Source organism: Pseudoroseicyclus sp. CXY001 (assembly GCF_041714655.1).
Taxonomy (GTDB): Bacteria; Pseudomonadota; Alphaproteobacteria; order Rhodobacterales; family Rhodobacteraceae; genus Pseudoroseicyclus_A.
The window spans coordinates 1806353-1832456 of the sequence record NZ_CP168219.1 but is presented as its reverse complement, the minus strand read 5'-3'; the positions used below and the strand labels follow the sequence as shown (position 1 = coordinate 1832456).

Below are 26104 nucleotides of genomic sequence, written 5' to 3'. Positions count from 1 at the left end.
GCCGGAGATATGCCGGGTGCTGGTCCCCGGCCTCTCCCCCAAGCAAAAGGGCCGCCCCGAGGGGCGGCCCTTTCCATGTCTGTCTGCCGGAGCGCTCAGTTGGCGCCGCGGTCGAGGTCGAAGCGGTCGGCCTCCATCACCTGCGTCCAGGCCTCCACGAAATCGTGGACGAACTTCTCGAGGCTGTCGTCGCAGGCATAGACCTCCGCCAGCGCGCGAAGCTGCGAATGCGAGCCGAAGATCAGGTCGACGCGGCTGCCCGTCCATTTCGGCTCGTTGGTGGCGCGGTCGCGGCCCTCGTAGTCACCTTCGGCCGTCTTCTGCCAGACGGTGTCCATCGTCAGCAGGTTCAGGAAGAAGTCGTTGGAGAGGACCCCCGGGCGATGCGTGAAGACGCCGCGCGGATCATCGCCCACATTGCCGCCGAGGACGCGCATCCCGCCGAGGAGCGCCGTCATCTGCGGCGCCGTCAGGCCGAGAAGATGCGCCCGGTCGACCATCGCCTCTTCGGCTTCCATGAATTGCCGGCCCGAAAGCCAGTTGCGGAAGGCGTCGGCCCGCGGCCAGAGCGCCTTAAAGCTCTGTTCGTCGGTATGCTCCTCGCCCGCATCGACGCGGCCGGTGGAGACGGGGACGGTGACGGTGACGCCGGCATCCGCCGCCGCCTTCTCGACCGCCGCAGCCCCGGCGAGGACGATCACATCGGCCAGCGAAGCGCCCATCTCGGCGGCGATGCCCTCGAGAACGCCAAGCACCTTGGCGAGCACCTCGGGCTGGTTCACCTCCCAGTCCTTCTGCGGGGCAAGGCGGATGCGGGCGCCGTTGGCGCCGCCGCGCTTGTCAGACCGGCGGAAGGTTGAGGCGGAGGCCCAGGCGGTCGAGACCAGCTCGGAGACGGTAAGCCCGGAGGCCAGCACCCGCTCCTTCACCTGCGCCACATCGGCGTCGGAGAGCACCTTGCCGCCCGCCGGCAGCGGGTCCTGCCAGATCAGGTCTTCGGCCGGGACGAGCGGGCCGACGTAGCGGGCCTTCGGCCCCATGTCGCGGTGCGTCAGCTTGAACCAGGCGCGGGCGAAGGCATCGGCGAAGGCGGCATTGTCTTCAAAGAACCGGCGCGAGATCTTCTCGTATTCCGGGTCGAAGCGCAGCGCGAGGTCGGTGGTCAGCATCCGCGGCTTGCGCGGCGCGCCGCCCTCGTCGGGCGCGGGGACGTCGGCGATGTCGGTCTTGGCGACCCATTGCTTGGCGCCGGCCGGGCTCTCCTCCAGCTCCCATTCATGCTCGAAGAGGTTCTTGAAGAAGAGGCTGCCCCATTGCGTGGGGGTCTGCGTCCAGATGACTTCCGGGCCCCCGGTGATGGTGTCGGCGCCCATGCCGGTGCCGTGGCTCGAGGTCCAGCCGAGGCCCTGGCTCTCGATCTCCGATCCCTCGGGATCGGCGGCGATCAGCGAGGGGTCGCCCGCGCCATGGGTCTTGCCGAAGGTATGGCCGCCCGCGATCAGCGCTACGGTCTCCTCGTCGTTCATCCCCATGCGGAAGAAGGTCTCGCGGATGTCATGCGCCGACTTGAGCGGATCGGGGTCGCCGTTCGGCCCCTCGGGGTTCACGTAGATGAGGCCCATCTGCACGGCGGCGAGCGGGTCGGCGAGCTCGCGCTCGCCCGAATAGCGCTCGTCGCCGAGCCAGGTGCCCTCGGGGCCCCAGTAGAGCTCTTCGGGCTCCCACACGTCCTCGCGGCCGCCGGAGAAGCCGAAGGTCTTGAAGCCCATGGATTCCAGCGCGACGTTGCCGGTGAGGATCATCAGGTCCGCCCAGCTCAGCTTGCGGCCGTATTTCTGCTTGATCGGCCAGATCAGCCGGCGCGCCTTGTCGAGATTGGCGTTGTCGGGCCAGGAGTTCAGCGGCGCGAAGCGCTGCTGCCCCGCCGCCGCGCCGCCGCGGCCGTCGGTGATCCGGTAGGTGCCGGCGGAGTGCCAGGCCATGCGGATGAAGAGGCCGCCGTAATGGCCGAAGTCGGCCGGCCACCAGTCCTTGCTGTCCGTCATGACGGCGCGGAGGTCGGCCATCACCGCATCGAGGTCGAGCGTCTGGAATTCCTTGGCATAGTCGAAATCCGGGCCCAGCGGATCGGCGAGGGGCGAATTGGCGTGGAGCTTGGCGATGTCGAGCGCCTCGGGCCACCAGTCGCGATTGCTGTGGCCACGCTTGCCGCCATGGACGGGGCAGCCGCCGGTGTCTTGTTTGGTGTCCATCGGATTGGGCTCCTCATGGCAATATCGGGGGAGAATTTAGAACCACTATAAAAATGCTCGGGAAGCCGGAGGCAAGCCCGTCACGGCGGAAAGTCGCGTGAGGGGGGAGGGCAGGGGCCCGGAGCCGCCGCCGTGCCCCGCCCTAGATCCGCGTCAGCCAGCCGAGGCTGCGGCTCTGCGAGGTCAGGACGGAAAGGAGCGCCTGGCGCGAGCTGTCGACATGCCCGACCATCGTTGCCCGCGCCTGCGCCGCATCGCCGGCGCGGATGTGGCGCACGATCTCGTAATGGTCCTTGTGGTCGGGCGCGTAGAGAGCGGGGGAGTTCCATTCGAGGAAGAAGAACCTCTCGAACTCGCGCAGGACCTGCACGGCGGTGCGGTGGAGCCTGGCATTGCCGGCGGCCAGCGCCACGCTTTCGTGGAAGACGTTGTTCAGCCGGTTCTGGGCGCTGATCCTGTCGATGTCGTTGCCGGCGAGCTTGTGCTGCTCGGCATTGGTCGCATCGGCCAGATAATCGAGCTCGTCGATCGCCTCGGGGCCGGCGCGCTCGGCGGCGAGGGCTGCGCAATCCCCCTCGATGGCGAGGCGGAAGTCGAAGATGTCGTCGATGTCGGAGATGTGGATCGGCGTCACCTGATAGCCGCGGCGCGGGATGGCCTGCACCAGCCCCTCGACCTGAAGGCGCAGAAGCGCCTCGCGCACCGGGGTCTTGCTCATCTGCAATTCGCCCGCCAGATCGGCCTCAATGAATTCCGAGCCCGGGAGCATCTCGCAGCTGATGATCCGCTGGCGAATCGCGGCATGGGCCTGATCGGCGAGAGAGGCGCCCTTGGCCGCCGCATCCTCATCCTGAGGTTGCAGCTGATAGGCGCGCTCGGTTCGCTGACCGCTCATTCTCTCCCCAATCCCTCCGTCGTCCCGCCCACAAACCGGGCGCCGGGCGGCGCGATGCCCTCTCAAACAGCCTTAAGGGCTTGCCCTCCCCCGGGCAATGTTTCTCGTAATATATCACAGTGAGTATCTGAACGAGACGGGCCGGCGACAGCGGGGCCGGGAAGGGGAAAGACCTTGGGGGCATATCTGGCACGGCGCGTGGGATTGGGGCTCGGCGTCCTCATCATCGCGCTACTGGTCCTGTTTCTGCTGATCTATGCGGTGCCCGGCGACCCGGCGACGATCGCGCTCGGCCCCCGCGCCAGCGAGGCGCAGAAGATCGCCTTCCGCGAGCGGATGGGGCTCGACCAGCCGCTCTTCTTCCAGGCGCTGCGCTTCCTGGGGCAGATCCTCAGGGGCGACATGGGCAATGACCTTCTGACCCAGCGCCCGGTGGCCGATCTCGTCTTCACCGCCCTGCCGCGCACGGTGATGCTGGCGGTCACGGGGCTCGGCTGGGCCATCCTGATCGGCCTGCCGCTCGGCATCGTCTCGGCCCTGAAGCCCAACAGCCTGACCGACCGGATCGTCGCCGTGATCTCGACCTCCGTCGTGGCGCTGCCGGCCTTCCTGATGGCGATCTACGGGCTCATGCTCTTCTCGGTGACCCTCGGGTGGTTTCCGGCCATCGGCGCCGGGGAGCCGGGCGATCTCGGCGACCAGCTCAGCCATCTCGTCCTGCCGGCGCTGGCCGTGGGGCTTGCCTGGGTGGGCTATATCGCCCGGCTGGTGCGCGTCGCGCTGATCGAGACCCTGAGCGAGAACCACGTGCGCACCTATCGTGCCTATGGCGTCTCCGACCTGCGCATTGCGCTGCGCTTCGCGCTGCCCATCGCGGTCGTCCCCGTCGTCTCCGTCCTCGGTGTCGGCATGGGCAACCTCCTCTCCGGCGCCGTGCTGGTGGAGGTGGTGTTCTCGCGCCCCGGGCTCGGCTCGCTCGCCTATGACGCCGTCATCAGCCGCAACTTCCCGGTGCTTCTGGGCGCCGTGGTGGTGACGACCGGGCTCTATGTGACGGCCAATGTGATCGCCGATGCGGTGATAGGCCTTCTCGACCCGCGCGTCGCGGAAGGGGGCTGAGGGATGACCGACGTCACCGCCTTTCCCGCCCGCCGTGGCCTCCGGCTGTCGCTCCGGCAGGGGCCGCTCCGGCAGCTTCTCTCCAATCCGGCCGGGGCCATCTCGCTGACCGTGATCCTCTCGCTCTTCCTCGTCGCGCTCTTCGCACCGCTGATCGCGCCCTATGACCCCATCGCCATCTCGCCCCGCGAGCGGATGCAGTCGCCCTCGCTCGCGCATTGGTTCGGCACCGACCAGCTCGGCCGCGACGTGCTGAGCCGCCTGATCTACGGCACCCGCACCGCGCTGCGCGTGGCGTTGACGGGCACCGCCGGGGCGCTGGTGGTCGGGCTCTCGCTCGGGCTCGTCTCGGGCCTCGCGCCCAAATGGCTCGACAGCCTTCTGGTGCTTGTCAGCGACTCGCTGAAGGCGCTGCCGCTGGTGCTCTTCGCCCTGGCGCTCGTGTCGATCTACGGGCCATCGATGGCGACGCTGATCGTCGTCATCACCATCTCGATGGCGCCCGGCTACTTCCGCGTGGTGCGCAGCCAGGTGATGGTGCTGAGGAATGCCGATTACGTCACCGCCGCCGAGGCGATGGGCGCCTCGAAGCTGCGGCTCGCCGCGACGCATCTGCTGCCCAACCTGATCGGGCCGATCCTCGTGCTCATCGCCATGGACATCCCGGCGGTCATCGGCATCGAGAGCGGGCTGAGCTTCCTCGGCCAGGGCGTGCAGCCGCCCGAGGCGAGCTGGGGCAACATGCTGTCGGAGGGCTATGCCTATCTCCGCCAGGCCCCGCATATCGCCCTGACGGCCGGCGCGCCGATCGTGCTCGCCACCATCGCCTTCACCTTCTTCGGCGAGGCCCTGCGCGACGCGCTCGACCCGCGGGCGAGGGGGCGGTCATGAGCGCTGTCCTTTCCCTGAACGACGTCTCGGTCAATTACGCCAAGGGCCGGGGCCATGTCGCCGCCGTGCGCGGCGTGTCGCTGGAGCTGGCGGCGGGCGAGACGCTCGGGCTCGTCGGCGAGAGCGGCTCGGGCAAGTCGAGCCTCGCCTCCGCCATCACCGGGCTTCTGCCGAACGGCGCCCATGTAACGGGCGAGGTGCGCTTCGAGGGGCAGGACATGGCCTCGCTCAAGGCCGAGGCGCAGCGGCGCCTGCGGGGCAGCGCCATCGCCACCATCGCGCAGGACCCCTTCACCTCGCTCAACCCCGTCACCCGCATCGGCCGGCAGCTCGTGGAGTTCCAGCACTGGCGGGGCGAGGGGCGGCGCGCGCTCGCGGCCCGGGCGGAAGAGATGCTGACCCGCGTCGGCCTCTCCGACCCCGCCGCGCGGATGCGGCAATATCCGCATCAGCTTTCGGGCGGCATCCGCCAAAGGGTCTCCATCGCCGCGGCGCTCCTCGCCGGGCCGCGCCTTCTGATTGCCGACGAGCCGACGACCGCGCTCGATGCGACGACGGAGGACCAGATCATCGAGCTCATCCGCGAGGCGCGGCGGCTGATCGACGGGGCCGTCGTCTTCATCACCCATGACATGGGCGTTGTCCGCCGGCTCTGCGACCGGGTGGCCGTGCTCTATGCCGGCGAGCTGGTCGAGACCGGCCCCGTGGCCGAGGTGCTGGCCCGCCCGAAGCATCCCTATACCCGCGCGCTTCTCGAATGCGACCCGGCGGGAATCGTGACGCCCACGCGGCATCTGCCGACGATCCCGGGGACGGTCCCGGCGCCAAGTGCCCTGCCGGCCGGCTGCATTTTCGCGCCCCGCTGCGTGATGGCGCGGTCCGACTGCACCGTCAACAAGCCGGCCCGCCGGCCCCTCGGGCCGGAGCGCGCCAGCGCCTGCCACTTCGCCGAAGAGCTCTGAGCCATGACCCCGACGCCCCGCCTGCCGCTTCTGGAGATCAACGATCTCGTCGTCCGCTACCCCTCCGGCACGCTGATCGAGCGGCTGAGGGGCGCGCCGCATGAGGTGACGATCCTGCCCGGCGTGTCGCTGCGCATCGAGCGGGGCGAGACGCTCGGCCTCATCGGCGAGAGCGGCTCGGGCAAGACCACGCTCGGCCGCGCCGCGCTCGGGCTCACCCCAATCTCCGGCGGCACGATCCGCATCGGCGAGGAGGTCACCTCGCAGGCCTCGGGCCAGACCTGGGCGCGCATCCGCCGCAATGTCGGGCTGATGTTCCAGGATGCGCAGGCCGCGCTCGACCCGCGCATGAGCATCGGCCGCTCGGTGACGGAGCCGCTGGTGATCCACCGGATGCTCAAGGGCAACCGGATGGACAAGGCTGTGGAGCTCCTCGGCAAGGTCGGGCTCGGCCCCGATTTCGCCCGTCGCTACCCGCACGAGATCTCCGGCGGGCAGGCGCGGCGGGTCACAGTGGCGCGGGCGCTGGCGCTCGACCCGGCGCTGGTCATCGCCGACGAGCCGACGGCGGGCCTCGACCTCTCGGTGCAGGGCGAACTCCTCAACCTACTCAACGAGCTGCAGGAGCGCCTGGGCGTGAGCTTCCTGCTCATCACCCACAACCTCGCCGTGGCGCGCCACGTCACCGACCGCATTGCCATCATGTATCTCGGCCGCATCGTCGAGACGGGGCCGTCCGACAGGCTCTTCGCGCGGCCGGCCCATCCCTACACCCAGGCGCTCCTGAAGGCACGCTCCGGCAGGCCGGGGGAGCAGGCGCCGCCCATCGAGGGCGAGGTGCCGAGCCTGAAGGCCCGGCCGGCGGGCTGCGAGTTCCACACCCGCTGCCCCCGCGCCACCGACATCTGCCGCCAGCTCGCGCCGGAACGCCGGGCGCTCGGCCCCGGCCATATCGCGGCCTGCCATCATGCCGGGGCGGAGCTCGCAGAGCCCGCGCCCGCACCCGCGCCGGCAGCGGGCCGACCCACCAATGTCGCGACGCTGCCCCCCAGGGCGCGGCGCAGCACCAGCAATTGAGATCCACTCAGGGGAGTTCGACTATGACGGAAATCAATCTCACACGGCGCCAGCTCATGCAGCGCCTCGGGGCAGGGGGCCTCGCCCTTTCGGCGGGAAGCCTCTTCTCCGCCGGTGCGGCCTTCGCTCAGGACGGCACGACATTGCGCATCCGCAACGACGGCGACATCCGCCGGCTCGATCCGGCCACCCGCGGCGGCTGGTATGACGAGACGATCATGTTCGCGATCTTCTCGGGCCTGATCCGCTACCCCTCCGGCGACGCCTGGGGCTGGGAGCTCGACGCCGCCGAGAGCATCGACGACAGCGACCCGCTTCACATCGGCTTCACGCTCCGCCCCGGCATCATGTTCACCGGCGATTTCGGCGAGGTGACGGCGGAGGATGTGAAATTCTCCTACGAGCGCTTCCTCGATCCGGCGGTCGATGCCGTCTACGGCTCCGACTGGGCGGCGCTCGACAGCGTGGAGGTGACCGGCACCTATACCGGCATCATCCATCTCAAGCAGCCCTTCGCGCCGCTCTTCACCTCGACCATGCCCCATGCCTCGGGGCTCATCGTCTCCAAGGCCGCGCTCGAGGCCTCCGGCAGCGCGGTGATCGAGACCGATCCGCTCGCCTGTTCCGGTCCCTACCAGATCGACGAATGGCGCCCGCGCGAGCTGATCCGCCTGAGCCGCAACCCCGGCTGGACCGGCCCCGAGCCCTATTTCGACGTAATCGAGCTTCTGCCGATCGACGATCTGACGGCGGCCGAGACGGCCTTCGATGCCGGCGACCTCGATGCCACGCAGATCGCCGTGAACTCCATCCCGGTGCGCGACCCCGAGGCGGACGATCTCGTCGTGAAACCGGCGCTCGCCTACACCTGGCTCGGCATGAACATCGAGAACGAGAAGCTCCAGGACGTGCGCGTGCGCCGCGCCATCCAGCGCGCCATCGACCCGACCGAGGTGGTCGTCGCCACCTTCGGCGAGGCCGTGACCCAGGCCTATGGCATCGTGCCGCCGCCGCTGCTCGGTGCCCGCTACGAGACGCTCTATCCCTACGATCCCGCCGCCTCCGAGGCATTGCTCGCCGAGGCGGGGGCCGAAGGTCTCGAGGTGACGCTGTTCTTCGGCGCCGACCCCGATCTGCTGATCGCGGCGCAGGTGATCCAGGCCCAGCTCGCCGCCGTCGGCATCAGCCTCTCCATCCGCCAGATGGACGGCGCGACGCTGACCGCGCAGCAGCAGGACAACGAGGGCGGCAGCTACAAGGAGATCGAGCTCTTCTTCAACACCTTCACCACCGCGCCCGACCCGTCCTGGGTCACCGAATGGTTCACGAGCGGGCAGATCGGCGTCTGGAACTTCCAGCGCACCGGCACGCCCGAATGGGATGCCAAGAACGCCGCGGCGTCGGAAGAGACCGATCCCGCGATCCGCGACCAGATGTACATCGAGCTCCAGGACGAGCTGGAGGAAACGGGCGCCTATGTCTTCCTCTACCACGGCGTGAACGCCTGGGTCTCGAAGACGGATGTGGAGGCCGCCTATTCGGCCGACGCGCAATGGGCGCTTCTGCGCGACTTCAAGGGCGCCTGAGCGCCGGTCACCCCGGGGGCCGGCGTGCTCCCGGGGTGCACCAAACCCCAAGACCCAAGTAGAGCCCGCCCTCATCGGGGCGCGGCGGGAGTGACAGCACGTGACGACCTCACCCGTGGCATCGCCGGCGCTCGCGCGCTGGCGGCGGGCCTTTCGCGCCCTCAGCCATCCGCAATACAGGCGCTATTTCTTCTCGCAGGTGCCGATGGTCGTGGGGGCCTGGATCCATTCCATCGCCCTCGGCTGGCTGATGTGGCGGCTGTCGGCCTCGCCCTTCATGCTCGGCGTTCTCGCCGTCTGCGACCTCGGCCCGACCTTCCTGCTCGGCCCCGTCACCGGCACGGTCATCGACCGGGTGGACCGGCGCAAGCTGATGCTCACGCTCCTTGGCCTCAATTTCGCGCTCGTCACTTTCCTCGCGGTGATGACGGTGACGGACCATGTGAGCATCGGGCTCCTCCTCGCCATCACGCCGCTCATCGGCATCGTGCAGGCCTTCGACAGCCCGACGCGGCAGACCTTCGTGGCCGAGCTCGTGCCGCCGGAGGATCTGCGCAACGCGCTTGCGCTCAACTCGCTCCTATTCAATGCCGCCCGCCTGATCGGCCCGGCCATCGGGGGCGTCGTCGCCGCCTGGGTGGGGGAGGGTTATGCCTTCTTCCTCAAGGCGGCCGCCTTCCTCGCCCCCGCCTATGTCGTCGCCACGATGCATCTGCCGCATCGCGACCCGATGAGCCGGGGGCATTTCTTCGACGACATGCGCAGGGGGCTGGCCTTCGTGCGGACGCATAGCGAGGCGGGGCGGATCCTCCTTCTCGTCGGCATCTGCTCCTTCACCTCGGTGCCCTATTTCTCGTTCCTGCCCATTCTGGCGGGCGACATGCTCGGCGCCGATGCCGGGCTTGCCGGCACGCTCATGTCGATCTCGGGCATCGGCGCCGTGGCTGCCGGGCTGACGCTGACCTTCTCCGACAGACTCGAGGGGATGCGCGTCTGGCCCGTCTGGTCGGCCTTCGGGCTGGGGCTGCTCCTCATCGGCATGGGGCTCTCGCGCGAGGTCTGGCTGACGGCGCTGATGGCGCTGCCGATGGGCTTTGCGATCCTCAGCCAGAACCTCGCCTCCAACACGCTCCTGCAGCATTTCGCGCCGCCGGGCTACCGCGGCCGGATCATGGCCATCTACTCGATGATGATGCTCGGCACCGTGCCGATCGGCTCGCTGATTGCCGGCGCCGTGGCCGATGCCATCGGCATGCCGGCGGTCTTCGTCATCGGCGGCGTGCTCTGCTCGCTCTCCGCGCTCGTCGCCGCCTGGCACCGCGCCCGCCATCCCGGGCCCGGCCTCGACGGGCCCGACATCGAACCCGAACGCAGCGCCGCCAATGCCGCGCGCTCCATCCCGCCCGCGCCCTGAGGCGCCCATCTGCACCGCAAGGGACCAGCGAAAGGACCACCCATGCAGAATTTCACCGTCAGCGTGACAAACGACACGCCCGCGCCCTTCCAGCAGATCACCATCCCGCTTTCGGACGGCACGATCCTGCATGCCCGCCTCTGGCTGCCGGAGGTGCCGGCCGCCGAGAAGGTGCCGCTTGTGCTGGAGTGGATCCCCTATCGCCAGTCCGACGGCACGGCCCTGCAGGACAGCATGATGCACGGCTATTTCGCCGAGAACGGCATCGCCGCCGCACGGGTGGACATCCGCGGCTCGGGCAATTCCGACGGTCTTCTGATCGACGAATACCTCAAGCAGGAACAGGACGATGCCTGCGAGGTCATCGCCTGGTTCGCGGGCCAGGACTGGTGCAACGGCAATGTCGGCATGATCGGCATCTCCTGGGGCGGCTTTGCCGGTCTCCAGATCGCCGCGCGCCGCCCGCCGGCGCTGAAGGCCATCATCACCGCCTGCTCGACCGACAACCGCTACACGGATGACGTGCATTTCATGGGCGGCGCGCTTTTGCATGACGGGATGCAATGGGGCTCGGGCCTCTTCGCGCAGCTCGGCCGGCCGCCGGACCCGGCGCATGTCGGGGAGCGCTGGCGCGAGATGTGGCTGGAGCGGCTCGACGGCATCGAAGAGCCTCCGCTGGCCCGCTGGCTCGCGCACACCGATTATGACGACTTCTGGAAGCACGGCTCCGTCTGCGAGGATTACAGCGCCATCACGGCCGCCGTCTGGGCCGTGGGCGGCTGGGTCGACGGCTATACCGATCCGATCCTGCGGCTGATGGAGAACCTCTCAGCGCCCAAGAAGGCCCTGATCGGCCCCTGGACGCATATGTATCCCACCTGGGGCCAGCCCGGGCCGCAGATCGGCTTCCTGCAGGACGCGATGCGCTGGTGGAAGCACTGGCTGATGGACGAAGACACCGGCATCATGGACGAGCCGCAACTGCAGCTCTGGCTCGGCAAGGACCCGCTGCCCGACACCAAGGCCCCCGATATCGGCGGCCGCTGGATCGGCCTGCCGGCCTGGCCGCCGCAGGCGCCGGAGCAGACCTTTTACCCCGATGACCGCCGCCTGTCGCCCGAGCGCGGCGCGACGGAGGAGACGATCGTCCTCGATTCGCCCCTCGCCCTCGGCACCTGGGGCGGCGAGTGGTGCCCGCTGGACGGCGGCGGCAACGGGCCGGAATTCGCGGGCGACGCGCGGGCGGATGACGGGATGTCGCTCTGTTTCGACACGCCGCCGCTCACCGAGCCGCTTCATGTCGTCGGCGTACCCGTCCTGAAGCTGCGCCTGTCCTTCGAGGGCGAGAGGGCGCTGATCGTGCTCCGCCTCAACGAGGTCTGGCCCGACGGCACCTCGGGCCGCGTCACCTTCGCCGTCCGGCGCCTGCAGCGCCCCGATGGCGTGGCGCCAGGCGAGAGCTTCGAGGTCGAGATCCCGATGAAGGGCGTGGCCCACGAATTCTCCCCCGGCCACCGGATGCGCCTCGCGCTCTCCACCAGCTACTGGCCGATGGTCTGGCCCGAGCGCGAGAAGAACGCCATCACGCTGGAGCCCGGCACGATGGCGTTCCACCTCCCCGGCATGCCGCCCGAGGCGGATCACAGCCAGCCCGAGTACGGCCCCGCGATCCACGCCTGCCCGGTGCCCTCCGAAGTGCTGGAGCCCGGCGAGATCAGCCGCGACATCCTCTGGCACCTGGCGAGCGGCGAGGTGGAGATGGTGGTGACAAACCGCCGCGCCACCTGGGAGCTCGGCGGCATGGTCATGGCCGGCGACGGCGGGCACACCAGCGTCGTCGACCCGCGCGACGGCAGCAAGACCCGCGCCACCTTCAAGGCCAGCTCGCGCTACTGGCGCGAGGGCGGCTGGCAGGTGCGGATGGAGACGCGCTCGCATGTCTCCTGGAAGGACGGAAAGCTCTGCCTCGATGCGCATTACGAGGCGTTCGAGGGCGACGAGAAGGTGTTCTCGCGCGCCTGGAGCCGGGCGTTCGACTACTGAGACGGTAGGGCGGGGCCGGGGAGTGACCTCCGGCCCCGCCGCGCTCACGCCGGCAGCAGCCAGACCTTGCCGCTGACCGGATGCCGCTGGACGAGCATCTCCGTCCCCCAGACCGCGCTGACGCGCTCGGCGGTCAGCACCTCCTCCGGCCGGCCGACGGCGACGACGCGGCCCTGGTCGAGCACGCAGAGCCGGTCGCAGAACATGGCGGCGAGGTTGAGATCGTGGAGCGCGGCAATGACCGTCACGCCGATCTGCCGCACGAAGCGCAGGAGCGAGAGCTGAAAGCGGATGTCGAGGTGGTTCGTCGGCTCGTCGAGCACCAGGATGCGCGGCTGCTGGACCATGGCGCGGGCGAGCAGCACCCGCTGGCGCTCGCCGCCCGACAGCGTGCGGAAGGCGCGGGCACGGAACTCCCGGAGCTGCAAAAGCGCGATGGCGGCCTCGATGAGCGCATGGTCATGGGCGCTGTCGGGCTCGAAGAGCCGCTTGTGGGCCGAGCGGCCCATGGCCACGACCTCCTCCACCGTCAGCGGAAAGTCAGCCGGCATGTCCTGCAGGACGGCGCCGACGCGCTGCGCCACCCAGGCGGCGGATTGCGCCCAGGCCTCCTCGCCATCGACCAGCACGCGGCCCGATGTCGGGCGGTTGATCCTGTAGATGGTGCGCAGCAGCGTCGACTTGCCGGCGCCGTTGGGGCCGAGGAGCCCCACCATCTCGCCCGGCGCGATGTCGAGCGAGGCGGCCTGTAGGAGCGGCCGGCCGCCGGCCTCGAAGCTCACACGGTCGAGGGTCAGCCGCCCGGGGCTCAGCCTTGCGGGGGGCAGGCTCATGCGCCGCCTCCCAGCGAGCGGGCGTCGCGGCGCAGGAGCCAGATGAAGAACGGCCCCCCCACCAGCGCCGTCACGATGCCGACCGGCAGCTCCAGGGGCGCGATGATCGACCGGGCGACGAGATCGGCGGCGATGGTGAAGGCGGCGCCGAGAAGGGCCACGGCCGGCAGCGCCATCCGGTGGTCGGCCCCCACCATCAGCCGCACGATATGCGGCATGATGAGCCCGACGAAGCCGATGACGCCCGAGACGGCCACGGTGATGCCGGTGAGCGCCGCCGTCAGCACGAACATGGCGCGCCGATGCGCCTCGACATTGAGGCCGAGCGCGACCGCGCTCTCGTCCCCCGCCATGAGCAGGTTGAGCCGGCGCGCCTGCGCGAGCATCACCGCCAGCCCGACGGCCAGGGCGGCCACGGGGATGGGCAGGAGCTTCCATTGCGCGCCGCCGAAGCCCCCCAGCGTCCAGAAGAGCACGCGCGCGGCGAGCTGCGGGTCGGGGGAGGTGAGGACGAGCAGCGATGTGAAGGCGGACAGGACGGCGCTCATCGCCACCCCGGCGAGCACGAGCCGCGTCGGCGTCATCCGCCCGCCGGTGCGGGCGATCCAGAAGACGATGGAGAGCGTGGCGAGCCCGCCGAGGAAGGCCGCGACATGCAGGGTGAAGGCGCCGAGGGTCAAGAGGCCGAAGCGCATGACCACCACCGCGCCCGTCGCCGCCCCGGACGACACGCCGAGGATCGACGGCCCCGCCAGCGGGTTGCGCACGATGGCCTGGATGACCATGCCGCAGACACCGAGACTGCCGCCCACGACCGCCGCGAGGATGACGCGGGGCACGCGGGTCTGCACGACGATGATCTCGTAGGCCTCGCGCCAGTCAGGCTCGAAGAGCCAGCCGCCGCTGATCCAGTGAAGAAAGATCGCCGCCGCCGTGCCCGCCGGAATGTGTACGGAGCCGATCATCAGCCCGGCGAGCCCCGCGATCACGACGAGGCCGGCCATCCCGGCGAGGGCGAGGAGATGTGGCCCTCGCCGGGTGCCGGCGGCACTGAGGCCGCCGGCGTCGAGGGCGCCCATTGGAGGTTGGGTCGCCGCACTTTTGGGCGGTGGCGGGCTGCGCAGGACGGCCAGAAGGTCGGCGCGCTGCCGATCCTCCGGCGCGGTCTCCTCCGCCCTGTCTCCTGCCACCGCGCTCATGCTCAGTCGAACGCCTCGGGGTGGAAGGCGCGGGCCAGCTCTTCCAGCGCCGTCAGCGAGCTCGGGCCGGGCTGGCCGATCACGGAGGAGATCGTGATGAAATTGCCTTCGGCGACGGCCGGCACGCCCGCAATGATCGGCTGCTGCATCAGGAAATCCACCCGCGCCTGGCCGATGTTGTTCGAGGGATCATCCACGACCTGCCCGCTCTCGGTGCCCGAGTAGAAAACGACGATGTACTCCGGCGCCTCGGCCACGAGCTGTTCCCAGGAGGTGCTGCCGTAGCGGTTGTTCTCCTCGCCGAGGATGTTCCGCCCCCCGGCGCGCTCCACCACATGGCTGAGCATCGCATTGCCGAGCACGGCGCGCGGCGCATCCTCGCCGCCGTTGTAGATGAAGACGGGCACGGGCTCGCGGCCCGCGACGGCCGCCTCGACCTCGGCCACGCCCTCCTGCATCTCGGCGATCAGCGCCTCGCCGCGCTCCGGCACGCCGAAAATGCCGGCCATGGAGCGGATCTCGTCATAGAGCTCGTCGAAGCCGAAGCGGCCCAGGTTGCAGCCCTCGGTGTTCAGCCGGGTCTTCATGCCGAGGTCATGGAGCTGGTCGCGCGTGTGGCGGCTTTCGGAAAAGCCGTCGGGATAGCCGGCATAGACGAAATCCGCCTCGGCATCGACGAGCTGCTCGGTGGTGGCGACGAGCGGCGAGAGGGTCGGTATCTCGTTATAGGCCGCCGCGTAGGCCGGGCTGATCTCCATGCCCGCCATATAGGAGGTGCCGGCCATGTGCTCTTCCAGCCCCAGCGCCAGCATGAGCTCGGTGGCGTTGTTGGACAGAGTCACGGCCCGCTCCGGCGCGGCCTCGTAGATCGTGGTGACGCCGCAATTCTCGTCGGTATAGGGATAGCCGCCGTCCTGCGCGGCGGCGCTGCCGGCGATCAGGGCGAGGGTGGCGGCGGTGAGGGCGGGTCGCATCATGGTTTGGCTCCTGTGCTGACGCGTGGGGCCGGGGCCGCGCTGCCGGCGAAGGCGGGCAGCACGGTCTGGGCGAAAAGGTCGATGGTGCGCTCCGCCTCGGCAAGGGGCAAAGCGCCGTTGGCCGAGGGGAAGAGGCGGATGGAGTGCACGCCGGTGCGGGCGGTCAGCGCCTCGATCTGCCGGGCGCAGACCTCGGGCGTGCCGGCGATGGCGAAGCCCTCCAGCATCTCGGCGCGGCTGCGGGGCAGGGGCGGGGGCTCGCCCTTGCCGGCGGCGCGCTCGGCCTTGCGGGCGTTGAGACGGGCGAGGAGCGCCTGCAGCTTCTCCTCCGCCGCGCCGGCATCGCGGTCGATGACGATATAGCGCGAAAGGGACGAGGCCCGGAGCGGCCCGAGATCGCCCCCCAGCGCCTCGCTGAAGGGGGCGAGCTGGCGCGTCTCGTTCGGCTCGAGCGAAAGGAGGATCGGCAGCCGCCGCCGCACCGCGATTTCCATCGTCGCGGGCGAGACGGCCGCGACATAGATCGGCGGATGCGGGCGCTGCACGGGCGGCGGCCCGACGGCGACCTCCTCGAACCGCCAGGTCGGGCCATCGGCCGAGACGGACGCGCCGCCGAGGGCCCCGATGACGATGTCCAGCGCCTCGCTGAAGCGCTCCTTCGCGGAGAGGTCGAGCCCGAGCGCGGTGAAGCTGCCTGGATCCGTCCCCCGCCCGACGCCGACATCGAGCCGCCCGCCGCTTTGAAAATCGAGCTGCGCCACCTGCTCGGCCAGCATCAGGGGATGCTGAAGCGGCAGGACGAGGATCGAGGTGCCGAAGCGCAGCCGCTCCGTCCGCGCCAGGATCGCGGCGCCGAGAAGCAGGGTGTGCGGATAGGGATTGGTCGCGCCGCGGAAGTGGAACTCGTTGAACCAGATGCCGCCATAGCCGAGGGCGTCGGCCCGCTCGGCCAGCGCGATGATCCGGGCGTGATCGCCGAGGCTCCCCTCGCGGGCAAAGCCGGCCAGATCGAAGCGCAGGCTCACGGCGCGGCGCCCGCGTGCGGAATGACGGCGCCCGCCGCGGCGGCGGGCCGATGGTTGAGCAACATGAGGCCTCCTCCCGGTCTGCGCCGGCTCCTCGGCCATGTGACTAGCACGACCAGAGAGGGCGTCGACCCCTAAGGCGCTGAAAGCGTTGAAAAACCCATATACCCTAGGGGGGTATGCTATCAGAGATAAGGGATTTTCGAACGCGACTTCGCAGCGCGAAGCGGGTGGTGGTGCGCGGCCCGTGGCTGACCCGCGGGATCGGGCGGGCCGTCGAATCAAGGCAGGTGAGCTGGGGGGGCTTGGGCGAGGGGGGCCAGACGGCCTTCTGCGGCTTTCCGAGCGCGCCGAACGCCCGAGGGCGGCTGCGCTCAGGCAAATGACAGGCAAAATGCAGGGGAAAGTGGCGGAGAGACAGGGATTCGAACCCTGGGACCCCGTGAAGGGTCAACGGTTTTCGAGACCGCCCCGTTCGACCACTCCGGCACCTCTCCGTGATCGCGTGGGCCGTCTAAGGCCTCGCGGGGCGCCGTGCAAGCCCCTTCGACGTGCCGCCCTCCCGGCCGCCCAGTGCACCCCGCCGCCCGTGGCCCGGGCCCGACAGGGCTGACAATCCCGCGAGAGCGGGTGCGGCAAGCCTTGGCGGCCCGGCAGGGGGCTCCTATCGTCACCTCGACAGAAGACCCACCCATTCCCGACCCCGGAGCAGCCTCATGCGTCACCTCCTCGCCGCGCCCCTCATCCCCCTCGCCCTCGCTGCCGCCCCTGCCGAGGCGGCGCCGGAGGAGGTGGCGGCCCTGGCCGAGGCGATGCAGCTCCCCGGCATCGTCGCCATCATGCAGGAGGAGGGGATGGATTACGGGCTCTCCATCGCCGAGCAGCTCTTTCCCGACGCGCCGCTGGCCGACTGGCAGCAGGCCGTCGAGGCGATCTACGACGCCGAGGAGATGACCGACATCCTCCTCGCCAATCTGGGCGAGGTGCTGGAGGGCGAGGACATCGCCGCCATGACCGCCTTCTTCGAGGCGGAGCCGGGCGCGACCATCGCCGGGCTGGAGCATTCCGCCCGCGCGGCTCTGCGCGACGAGGATGTCGAGCAGATGGCCCGCGAGGCGGCCGCCATCGCCATGGCGGACGAGACGCCCCGCCACAGTCAGCTCACGCGGTTCATCGAGGTGAACGACCTGATCGAGGCCAATGTCGCCTCTGGCCTCAACGATTCCCTCAACTTCATGCTCGGCCTGTCGGAGGGCGGCGGCCTGCCCGGCATGGCCGAGGGCGACATCTTCGCCCGGGTCTGGAGCCAGGAGCCCGAGATCCGCCAGAACACCCAGGAATGGACCTATTCCTTCCTGACCCTCGCCTACGAGCCGCTGCCCGATGCCGATCTCGAGGCCTATATCGCCTTCTCCGAGACGGAGCCCGGCCAGGCGCTCAACGACGGGCTCTTCGAGGCTTTCGACGAGATGTACAACGACATGAGCCGCGCCCTCGGCCGGGCCGCGGCGCGCTACATGGTGGGGCAGCAGCTCTAGGCGCGCCCGCCGGGCCAAGGGCCCGGCCGTGCGCCTTTGGGGGCGTTACCCCCCGTTCGCCATGAATGCCGCGATCAGGAGGTCGTAGCTCGTGCCGTAGATCTGGTCGTCGGCGCGCAGTGCCGCCAGGACCAGCGGCTGGCGGGCGGGCGGCACGCCGGCGGCGGCGAAGGTCTGCGCGAGGATCGGGCCGGCGCCGGCGTCGACCTCGGCCCAGAAGGCCGGCGGATCGGACTTGAGGAGCCGTTCCACCTCGCCGCGCCGGTCGGCATAGCCGGGATCCTCCGCCGCCATGCGGGCGGCATAGACGGGCCAGGTGACCGGGTTGTCGCGAGGGTCGGTGGCGCAGCCCGACAGGGCGAGCGCCCCGGCGAGCACGGCGGCAACGGAAAGGGGGGTGCGGAGCATCGGGTTTCCTTCTCTGCCGCCGGGGCGGCGGGGCTTGACTTGAAGGCGACATGCGCAGATAAGCCCGCATCCCGGCAAGCGGTTCGCCTTGCCCTTCGCTTCATGCGCGGGGCCTTGCCGGTCAAGTCATCAACGAACGCCCGGGTTCCGGGCGCGCTGCCCGAGGTGGCCGATCCGGCCGAAAACACCCGAGAAGGGGACCACAGGGCGCGGGGCAAGAAGGAAAGACAGATGTTTGCGGTTCTTCGGACCGGCGGCAAGCAATACAAGGTTGCCTCCGGCGATATCCTGCGGGTCGAGAAGCTGGCTGCGGAAGCCGGCGACACGGTGCAGTTCAACGACATTCTCCTCATGGGTGGCACCGTCGGTGCTCCGCTCGTCTCCGGCGCCGCCGTGCAGGCCGAGGTGATCGAGCAGATCAAGGGCGAGAAGGTCATCAACTTCGTGCGCCGCCGGCGGAAGCATTCCTCCAAGCGCACCAAGGGCCACCGCCAGCAACTGACGCTCCTGCGCATCACCGAGCTGGTGGAAAAGGGCGCCGACAAGACCGGCGTGAAGGCCGCGATCGGCGCCGGCTCCGTGTCGGCCTCCGCCGCCGCCGAGGCGCCGGCCAAGAAGGCCGCCGCGCCGAAGAAGGCCGCTGCCAAGCCCGCCGCGAAGCCCGCTTCCAAGGACGAGGCCCCGAAGGCCGAGAAGAAAGCCGCCGCGCCGAAGGCCGACAAGGCCGATGACCTCACCAAGCTCTCCGGCGTCGGCAAGGTGCTGGCCGGCAAGCTCAACGACGCGGGCGTGACCACCTTCGCCCAGATCGCCGCCTGGACCGAGGCCGACGTGGCCGAGATGGACGAGAAGCTCGACTTCAAGGGCCGCATCGACCGTGAAGGCTGGGTTGAACAGGCCAAAGACCTGGCCGCCGGCAAGTAAGAGGAGACAGAACTCATGGCTCACAAGAAAGCAGGCGGTTCCAGCCGCAACGGGCGCGACAGCGCCGGCCGCCGTCTCGGCGTCAAGAAGTTCGGTGGCGAAGTCGTCATCCCGGGCAACATCATCATGCGTCAGCGCGGCACCAAGATGTGGCCGGGCGCCGGCGTCGGCATGGGCAAGGATCACACGATCTTCGCCACCGCCGAAGGCCGCGTGACCTTCCACAAAGGCCTCAAGGGCCGCACTTTCATTTCCGTTCTTCCGGTGGCCGAAGCCGCCGAATAGGCCGGCCCACCAGGGACACATTCAGGGGGCCGGCGACAGCGCCGGCCCCCTTTCGCATTTCTTTTCGTACGATTGTCGAGGTTCGCGCTTCCTTCAGGTCCATCCGTTAGGGCGGTGATCCGCCGAGGAGGAGACAATGACCACTGCGCAAGACATGAGCCAGTCGAGGGTGCAGCCCGTGATCGAGGCCGAGCGCTTCTCGCTGCGCCCGCTGCGGCCTTCCGATGCCGGGCTCATCTCGCATTACGCCGGCGACCGCCGCCTTGCGCGGGCGACGCCGAACATCCCGCATCCCTATCCGCCGGGGGCCGCCGAGGCCTTCATAGCCCGCGCCAGCGCGGACGACCGGATTGAGGATGTCTGGGCGCTCGACAGCTCCGCCTCGGGGGGCAGCGAGTTCCTCGGGCTCGTGGTGCTGACGCCGCTGGAGCGGGCGCAGACCCAGGTGCGTTACTGGGTGGCCCCGGCCTTCTGGAACACCGGACTCGCGACCGAGGCGCTCCGCGCCCTCATCGCCGCCAACCCGCATGACAGTGCCCAGCTCTTCGCCGAGGTCTTTCAGGACAATCCCGGTTCCGCCCGGGTTCTGACCAATTGCGGCTTCGACTATCTCGGCGATGCCGAGGCCTTCTGCCTGGCCCGCGACGCCAATGTGCCGACCTGGACCTATACGCTGAAGCTGAAACGATGAGCCTGCCCGAGCTGCGGACAGCCCGCCTGCGGCTGCGCCCGCTGCAGGCGGCGGATGCGCCGGCGGTGGCGGAGGGAATCGGCGACTGGCGGGTCATGCAATGGCTCTCCTCGCCGCCCTGGCCCTACAGGCTGGCGGATGCGGAATGGTTCATCGGCGATGACGCCTCCGCCGGGGCCTTCGCCATCGAGATGGGCGGCCGGGTGGTCGGCATCGTCGATGCCGCTGACGAATTCGGCTACTGGCTGGCCGTGCCCGTCTGGGGGCAGGGGATCATGAGCGAGGCCGCCCGGGCGGTGCTGGGCTGGCGGTTCGTGGAGGATCAGGCGCCGCTCCTGTCGGGCTATTTCCTCGGCAACGGCCCCTCGCGGGCAGTGCTGACGAAGCTCGGCTTCGCGCCCACCCGCCTCCTCCCCCGCTTTCACTGCCCGATGGGCCAGACTTTGGCCCTGCAGGAAATGGTCCTGACCCGCGAGGCGTGGGAGGCGGTGCGGTGATCGACACGGTGATCGACACGGGCCGCCTGACCCTCCGCCCCGAGGCGGAGGAGGATCGCGCGGCCTTCCGCGCCCTCGTGAGCGACCGGGAGGTCATCGAATATTGCGCCGTCTGGCCGCATCCGCCGGTGGAGGAGGTCGTGACCGCCCGCTTCCTGTCGCTCGACCCGGCCCGCGGCTGGCGGCTCTCGATCCTGGAAGGCGGGCGTTATCTGGGCCGTGTCACTCTGGTGGACGGCTCGCTCGGTCTGATGATCGCCCGGGAGCATTGGGGCCGGGGCGTGGCGCGCGAGGCGGCCACGGCGCTGATCGCCCATGCCTTCCGTACACGCCCCGGTCTGGAGGCGATCGAGGCCGGCCATTTCGAGGCCAATGTCGCCTCGGCGTGGCTGCTGGCCGGGCTGGGCTTTCGCGAGACGGCGCGCGTCACGAGGCCCTCGCGCCTGCATGGGCACGACCTGCCGGGGGTGGAGCTGGTGCTGACGCGGGCAGACTGGCAGGCCAGCCATGGATGAGCTCAGCTATCGCAATCTCGGCCCGGGCGATGCCGCCCAGCTCCACGAGATCGCCTCCGACTGGGCCGTCGTGCGCCAGCTCGGCGGCTGGCCCTGGCCGCCGCGCAAAGAGTTCAGCGAGGCGCGCTCGGCTCCCTATGGCGGCGACGGCTTCGTCTGGGGCGTCTTCGAGGGCCGGCGGCTTCTCGGCACCGTGGGCGTGGTGAACAACGATCTCGGCTACATGTACCGGATGGACCTCGCCGGCCGCGGCATCGCCACCCGCGCCGGGCGCGCCGCGCTGACGGCGGCCTTCGCGGGCGAGGTGGAGGCGATCACCGGCTCCGCCTGGGCGGACAATCCCGCCTCGGCGCGGGTCCTCCTCAAGCTCGGCTTTCAGGAGCTGCCGCTGCAGCTCGACTGGTCGAAGTCGCGCCGCGAGGTGGTGGCCATCCGCCGTTTCCGCCTCGCGCGCGCCGACTGGGGCGGGTGACCGCCAGAAGCGCGCAGGAGAGTCGCTTGAGCGCGCGCCCCGCCTGAGGTAAGCCCCACGCCTCAGGTTAGGGCATTGGCGGCATGAAATTTCTCGATCTGGCTAGGGTGACCATCCGGTCCGGCGCGGGCGGCAACGGCGCCGCCTCGTTCCGGCGCGAGAAATTCGTCGAGTTCGGCGGGCCCGACGGCGGCGACGGCGGCCGGGGCGGTGATGTCTGGGCCGAGGCGGTCGACGGGCTCAACACGCTCATCGACTTCCGCTACCAGCAGCATTTCTTCGCCAAGAACGGCCGCTCCGGCCAGGGCAGCCAGCGCACCGGCGCCGATGGCGACGACATCACGCTTCGAGTCCCCGCCGGCACCGAGATCCTCGCCGAGGATGGCGAGACGCTGATCGCCGACCTGACGACGCCGGGCCAGCGCGTGCTTCTCGCCAAGGGCGGCAACGGCGGCTGGGGCAACCTGCGGTTCAAGACCTCCACCAACCAGGCGCCCCGCAAGGCCAACCCGGGGCAGGAGGGCGTGGAGCGCGAGATCTGGCTGCGCCTGAAGCTCATCGCCGATGTGGGGCTTCTGGGCCTCCCCAATGCCGGCAAGAGCACCTTCCTCGCCGCCACCTCCAACGCCCGCCCCAAGATCGCGGACTACCCGTTCACGACGCTGGTGCCCAACCTCGGCGTGGTCGGCGTCGACGGGGCGGAATTCGTGGTGGCCGACATCCCCGGCCTCATCGAGGGCGCGAGCGAGGGCAGGGGGCTCGGCGACCAGTTCCTCGGCCATGTCGAGCGCTGCGCCGTGCTCCTCCACCTCGTCGACGGCACGGCGATCGACCCGCTTGAAGACCACGCGACGATCCTCGGCGAGCTCGAGGCCTATGGCGGCGCGCTGGCCGACAAGCCGCGGGTGACAGTGGTGACGAAGACGGATTCGATCCCGGCCGATCACCTCGAAGAGCTGGTCGCCGCCTTCCGCGCCAAGACCGGCGGCCCCGTCCACGCCATGTCGGCCGTCTCGGGGGACGGGGTGACGGGCGTCCTGCGCGCGCTCCGCCGCGAGATCATCAAGGGGCGGGAGGCGGAAGCTCCGCAGACCGACGAGGAGGAGGGGCGGTGGGAGCCCTGAACACGACCTTCCGCGACGCGCGGCGCGTCGTCGTCAAGATCGGCTCGGCGCTGCTCGTGGGGCCCGGCGGCCTCCGCTCCGACTGGCTCCGGGCGCTTGCCGAGGATGTGGCGCGCCTCCGCGCCCGGGGGCAGCAGGTCGTGCTCGTCTCCTCCGGTTCCATCGCGCTCGGGCGCCTCTCGCTCGGCCTGCCCGCCGGCGCCCTGCCGCTGGAGCAGGCCCAGGCCGCCGCCGCCGTCGGCCAGATCCGCCTGGCGCGCGCCTATGAAGAGGCGCTGGCGCCGCATGGCATCACCACCGGCCAGGTGCTCGTGACGCTCGAGGACAGCGCCGACCGCCGCCGCTACCTCAATTCCCGCGCGACGATGGAGACGCTCCTCGCCCTCGGCGTGACCCCCATCGTCAACGAGAACGACACCATCGCCACCGACGAGATCCGCTATGGCGACAACGACCGGCTGGCGGCGCAGGTCGCCGTGACCATCGGCGCCGACGTGCTGGTGCTCCTCTCCGATGTCGACGGGCTCTATACGGCAAACCCCTCGCTCGACCCCGGCGCCCGCCGGCTCGACGTGGTGGACGAGATCACGCCCGAGATCGAGGCCATGGCCGGCGACGGCATCTCCGGCGTCTCGAAGGGCGGGATGCGCACCAAGGTGATGGCGGCGCGGCTGGCGGTGGAGGGCGGCTGCGCCATGGCGATCACGCTCGGCTCGGCGATTGGGCCGCTCGCGGCCCTCGAAGGCGGCGCCCCCGCCACCTGGTTCACCGCCCACACCACCCCGCAGGTCGCCCGCAAGATGTGGATCGCCGCGATGAAGCCGCGGGGCGAGGTGGTGGTGGATGCGGGCGCCGAGACGGCGCTGAAGGGCGGCAAGTCGCTGCTCCCCGCCGGGGTGACCGGGGTGACGGGCGCCTTCGGCCGGGGCGAGCCGGTGACCATCCGCTCCGCCACGGGCCGGGCGCTGGGGCTCGGGCTCAGCCGCTACACGGCGGAGGAGGTCCGCGCCATCCGCGGCCGCCGCTCGGCGGAGATCGCGACGATCCTCGGCTACAAGGGCCGCGCCGCGCTCATCCACCGCGACGACATGGTGCTGTGAGCCCCGAGGGTCGCGCGGCGGAGCTGCGGGCCCAATGGTCCCTCGGCCCGCTCACCCCGGTCGCCGAGACCCCGTCCTCCCGCATCTGGCGCTGCGACAGCCCGCATGGCCCGGCCGCCCTCAAGCTCCTCAAGCCCGCCGGCCTCGAGGAACTCCAGGGCGCCACCGCGCTCCACCACTGGCAGGGCCGCGCCGCCGCTCGGCTGCTTGCCCATGCCCCCGACGCCATGTTGCTGGAATGGCTGGACGGCCCGACCCTCGGCGACCGCGTCCGCACCGCCAGCGACGGTGATACCTTCCCCCGGCTCGCGGATTTCATCCGACACCTCCATGCACCGTCTTTGCTCCCGAAAAATCCTCGGGGGGAGGCGCCGCAGGCGTCGGGGGGCAGACAGCCCCCCTCCACGCCTTCGACCCTTCCCGCCCTTGGGGATCTGCCGGACCATTTCGCCCCGCTCCTCGGCAGCACCGACCCCGGCCTCGCCCCCGCCCGTGCCGCCCGGGCGCTGCTCGCCCGCCCCCGGCCGCCGGTCGTCCTTCATGGCGATCTCCATCATGACAACATCATCGAGACACCCTCGGGCTGGCGGGTGATCGACCCCAAGGGGCTCTGGGGCGATCCGGGCTTCGAGCACGCCAATCTCTTCCGCAACCCCGTCGGCCGGCCCGGCCTCGCGCTCGACCCCGCCCGTATCCGGGCCCTCGCCAAAGCGCTGACGCCGGAAGAGCCGGCGCGGCCGCTCGCCTGGGCGCTGGCGCTCACCGGCCTCTCCCGCGCCTGGGGCGGGTCCGCGGAGGGTCTGGCGTTCAACGCCGCGCTCGCGGAGGCGCTCGGCCGGGCTCTGGCGGATGTTCCCAACGGCGCGGAATGGGCGTAAGTCTCTCCCCCGACAGGAGAGAGCCATGAAAGACGCCCAGGACATCCACGCGATGATGCAGGAGATCGGCCGCAAGGCGCGCGCCGCCGCTGCCGAGCTGGCCTTCGCCACCGAAGACCGCAAGGTCGCGGCGCTGCAGGGCGCCGCCTTCGCGCTCTGGGAGCGCCGGCAGGAGATCATCGACGCCAATTGCGAAGACCTCGTCTATGGCGAAGAGAAGGGCCTCTCCCCCGCGATGATGGACCGGTTGATGCTCGACGAGCGCCGGATCGACGGCATGGTGCAGGGCCTGCGCGCCATCGCCGAGCAGCGCGACCCGGTGGGCCAGGTCATCGCGGAATGGGACATGCCCTCGGGCATCCATATCCGCCGGGTGCGGACGCCCCTCGGCGTCATCGGCGTGATCTACGAGAGCCGCCCGAACGTGACCGCCGATGCCGGGGCGCTTTGCCTCAAGGCCGGCAATGCCGCGATCCTCCGCGGCGGCTCCGAGAGCTTCAATTCCTCGGCGGTGATCCATGACTGCCTGGTGACGGGCCTCCGCCAGGCCGGCCTGCCCGAGGCGGCGATCCAGCGCGTGCCCGTCCGCGACCGCGAGGCGGTGGCCGAGATGCTGCGCATGGTGGAGCATATTGACGTGATCGTGCCGCGCGGCGGCAAGGGCCTCGTCGGGCTCGTCCAGCGCGAGGCGCGGGTGCCGGTCTTCGCGCATCTGGAGGGCATCTGCCACACCTATGTCGGCGCCACGGCCGACCCGGCGATGGCGCTGGAGGTCGTGCTGAACGCCAAGACAAGGCGCACCGGCATCTGCGGCGCGCTCGAATGCCTGCTGATCGACTGGCGCTTCTACACGCAGCACGGCCCGATCCTGATCGAGGCGCTCCTCAAGGCGGGCGTCGAGGTGCGGGCGGCGGGCGATCTGGCCAAGGTGCCGGGGACGGTGAAGGCCTCTCCCGAGGATTTCGGCAAGGAATTCCTCGACATGATCTGCGCGGCGAAGCTGGTGGACGGGGTGGACGAGGCGATCGAGCACATCCGCACCTATGGCTCCAACCATACCGACGCGATCATCACCGAGGACGATCAGGCGGCGGCGCATTTCTTCGAGCGGCTCGATTCGGCCATCCTGATGCGCAACGCCTCGACGCAATTCGCCGATGGCGGCGAGTTCGGCATGGGGGCGGAGATCGGCATCGCCACCGGCAAGATGCATGCGCGGGGGCCGGTCGGGGCGGAGCAACTGACCAGCTTCAAGTATCTCGTCGAGGGCAAGGGCGCGGTTCGCCGCTAGCTCGGCCCGCCCTGACGGGCGGGCTCGCAGGTCGTGTGGGGGCTCTGCCCCGTCGCCATTGGTGCTTGAACCAATGGCGCACCAATGGCGACCCCCGAGGTATTTTAG

25 protein-coding genes and 1 tRNA gene are annotated in these 26104 nt (G+C 70.1%); 18 read left to right on the top strand and 8 right to left on the bottom strand.

The window, feature by feature from the left end; translation table 11 throughout:
- Nucleotides 1–95: 95 nt before the first annotated feature.
- Nucleotides 96–2252, bottom strand: a complete 2157-nt coding sequence (gene katG, locus ACAZ03_RS08860; RefSeq protein WP_373352818.1) for a catalase/peroxidase HPI — start codon at nt 2250–2252, stop codon at nt 96–98.
- A 142-nt stretch (nt 2253–2394) separates the two neighbouring features.
- Entirely contained in the window at nt 2395–3147 is a 753-nt protein-coding gene (locus tag ACAZ03_RS08855) for a GntR family transcriptional regulator (protein ID WP_373352817.1), read from the bottom strand.
- A gap of 174 nt (nt 3148–3321) precedes the next feature.
- Here ACAZ03_RS08855 and ACAZ03_RS08850 point away from each other — a divergent pair, with 174 nt between their 5' ends.
- From ACAZ03_RS08850 to ACAZ03_RS08820, 7 genes are all read left to right on the top strand, one after another.
- A complete protein-coding gene (locus ACAZ03_RS08850; RefSeq protein ID WP_373352815.1) occupies nt 3322–4266 on the top strand; it encodes an ABC transporter permease in 945 nt (314 codons plus the stop codon).
- A 3-nt stretch (nt 4267–4269) separates the two neighbouring features.
- A complete protein-coding gene (locus ACAZ03_RS08845) occupies nt 4270–5157 on the top strand; it encodes an ABC transporter permease (RefSeq protein WP_373352813.1) in 888 nt (295 codons plus the stop codon).
- The gene (locus ACAZ03_RS08840; RefSeq protein WP_373352811.1) at nt 5154–6119 is read left to right on the top strand and encodes an ABC transporter ATP-binding protein; all 966 of its coding nucleotides are present in this window, start codon (nt 5154–5156) and stop codon (nt 6117–6119) included. The genes ACAZ03_RS08845 and ACAZ03_RS08840 overlap by 4 nt, the downstream gene beginning before the upstream one ends.
- 3 nt (nt 6120–6122) lie before the next feature.
- A complete protein-coding gene (locus ACAZ03_RS08835) occupies nt 6123–7196 on the top strand; it encodes an ABC transporter ATP-binding protein (protein WP_373352810.1) in 1074 nt (357 codons plus the stop codon).
- Nucleotides 7197–7219: 23 nt separating this feature from the next.
- Nucleotides 7220–8782, top strand: coding sequence for an ABC transporter substrate-binding protein (locus ACAZ03_RS08830; protein ID WP_373352808.1), 1563 nt, complete (start codon nt 7220–7222; stop codon nt 8780–8782).
- Nucleotides 8783–8882: 100 nt separating this feature from the next.
- Nucleotides 8883–10196, top strand: coding sequence for an MFS transporter (locus tag ACAZ03_RS08825; RefSeq protein WP_373352806.1), 1314 nt, complete (start codon nt 8883–8885; stop codon nt 10194–10196).
- Nucleotides 10197–10238: 42 nt separating this feature from the next.
- The gene (locus ACAZ03_RS08820) at nt 10239–12239 is read left to right on the top strand and encodes a CocE/NonD family hydrolase (RefSeq protein WP_373352805.1); all 2001 of its coding nucleotides are present in this window, start codon (nt 10239–10241) and stop codon (nt 12237–12239) included.
- A gap of 44 nt (nt 12240–12283) precedes the next feature.
- Here ACAZ03_RS08820 and ACAZ03_RS08815 read toward each other — a convergent pair whose 3' ends face one another.
- From ACAZ03_RS08815 to ACAZ03_RS08795, 5 genes are all read right to left on the bottom strand, one after another.
- Nucleotides 12284–13072 carry an ABC transporter ATP-binding protein gene (locus ACAZ03_RS08815; RefSeq protein ID WP_373352804.1) on the bottom strand — a complete coding sequence of 263 codons (789 nt, stop codon included), beginning with the start codon at nt 13070–13072 and terminating at the stop codon, nt 12284–12286.
- Complete coding sequence (locus ACAZ03_RS08810) at nt 13069–14271, bottom strand: FecCD family ABC transporter permease (RefSeq protein ID WP_373352802.1); 1203 nt, start codon at nt 14269–14271, stop codon at nt 13069–13071. The genes ACAZ03_RS08815 and ACAZ03_RS08810 overlap by 4 nt, the downstream gene beginning before the upstream one ends.
- Nucleotides 14272–14273: 2 nt before the next feature.
- Nucleotides 14274–15248 carry an ABC transporter substrate-binding protein gene (locus ACAZ03_RS08805; protein ID WP_373352800.1) on the bottom strand — a complete coding sequence of 325 codons (975 nt, stop codon included), beginning with the start codon at nt 15246–15248 and terminating at the stop codon, nt 14274–14276.
- Nucleotides 15245–16273, bottom strand: coding sequence for an LLM class flavin-dependent oxidoreductase (locus ACAZ03_RS08800; RefSeq protein WP_373352799.1), 1029 nt, complete (start codon nt 16271–16273; stop codon nt 15245–15247). Before ACAZ03_RS08800 ends, ACAZ03_RS08805 begins: the two co-directional genes overlap by 4 nt.
- A 407-nt stretch (nt 16274–16680) precedes the next feature.
- Nucleotides 16681–16770: transfer RNA gene (locus ACAZ03_RS08795), tRNA-Ser, on the bottom strand.
- Between the two features lie 219 nt (nt 16771–16989).
- On the opposite strand from ACAZ03_RS08795, the gene ACAZ03_RS08790 reads away from it, so the two are divergent.
- On the top strand, nt 16990–17811 hold the full coding sequence (locus ACAZ03_RS08790) for a hypothetical protein (RefSeq protein WP_373352797.1): 822 nt from the start codon (nt 16990–16992) through the stop codon (nt 17809–17811).
- A gap of 45 nt (nt 17812–17856) precedes the next feature.
- On the opposite strand, the gene ACAZ03_RS08785 is transcribed toward ACAZ03_RS08790, so the two are convergent.
- The gene (locus tag ACAZ03_RS08785; RefSeq protein ID WP_373352795.1) at nt 17857–18219 is read right to left on the bottom strand and encodes a hypothetical protein; all 363 of its coding nucleotides are present in this window, start codon (nt 18217–18219) and stop codon (nt 17857–17859) included.
- A gap of 231 nt (nt 18220–18450) precedes the next feature.
- Between ACAZ03_RS08785 and ACAZ03_RS08780 the strand changes: the two genes are divergently transcribed.
- The 10 genes from ACAZ03_RS08780 to ACAZ03_RS08735 all read left to right on the top strand — a co-directional run bounded on the left by ACAZ03_RS08780 (nt 18451) and on the right by ACAZ03_RS08735 (nt 25996).
- Entirely contained in the window at nt 18451–19143 is a 693-nt protein-coding gene (locus tag ACAZ03_RS08780) for a 50S ribosomal protein L21 (protein WP_373352793.1), read from the top strand.
- 15 nt (nt 19144–19158) lie between these two features.
- Complete coding sequence (rpmA, locus tag ACAZ03_RS08775) at nt 19159–19428, top strand: 50S ribosomal protein L27 (protein WP_373352792.1); 270 nt, start codon at nt 19159–19161, stop codon at nt 19426–19428.
- A 136-nt stretch (nt 19429–19564) separates the two neighbouring features.
- On the top strand, nt 19565–20119 hold the full coding sequence (locus ACAZ03_RS08770) for a GNAT family N-acetyltransferase (protein WP_373352790.1): 555 nt from the start codon (nt 19565–19567) through the stop codon (nt 20117–20119).
- Complete coding sequence (locus tag ACAZ03_RS08765) at nt 20116–20616, top strand: GNAT family N-acetyltransferase (protein WP_373352788.1); 501 nt, start codon at nt 20116–20118, stop codon at nt 20614–20616. Before ACAZ03_RS08770 ends, ACAZ03_RS08765 begins: the two co-directional genes overlap by 4 nt.
- A complete protein-coding gene (locus ACAZ03_RS08760) occupies nt 20613–21131 on the top strand; it encodes a GNAT family N-acetyltransferase (RefSeq protein ID WP_373352786.1) in 519 nt (172 codons plus the stop codon). The genes ACAZ03_RS08765 and ACAZ03_RS08760 overlap by 4 nt, the downstream gene beginning before the upstream one ends.
- Entirely contained in the window at nt 21124–21603 is a 480-nt protein-coding gene (locus tag ACAZ03_RS08755) for a GNAT family N-acetyltransferase (RefSeq protein ID WP_373352784.1), read from the top strand. The genes ACAZ03_RS08760 and ACAZ03_RS08755 overlap by 8 nt, the downstream gene beginning before the upstream one ends.
- Nucleotides 21604–21686: 83 nt before the next feature.
- Nucleotides 21687–22727, top strand: coding sequence for a GTPase ObgE (gene obgE / locus ACAZ03_RS08750; protein ID WP_373352782.1), 1041 nt, complete (start codon nt 21687–21689; stop codon nt 22725–22727).
- Nucleotides 22715–23827, top strand: coding sequence for a glutamate 5-kinase (gene proB / locus ACAZ03_RS08745; RefSeq protein ID WP_373352780.1), 1113 nt, complete (start codon nt 22715–22717; stop codon nt 23825–23827). The genes obgE and proB overlap by 13 nt, the downstream gene beginning before the upstream one ends.
- A complete protein-coding gene (locus ACAZ03_RS08740) occupies nt 23824–24705 on the top strand; it encodes an aminoglycoside phosphotransferase family protein (RefSeq protein ID WP_373352778.1) in 882 nt (293 codons plus the stop codon). The genes proB and ACAZ03_RS08740 overlap by 4 nt, the downstream gene beginning before the upstream one ends.
- A 25-nt stretch (nt 24706–24730) precedes the next feature.
- Nucleotides 24731–25996, top strand: coding sequence for a glutamate-5-semialdehyde dehydrogenase (locus ACAZ03_RS08735; protein ID WP_373352776.1), 1266 nt, complete (start codon nt 24731–24733; stop codon nt 25994–25996).
- The last annotated feature ends 108 nt before the right edge of the window (nt 25997–26104 follow it).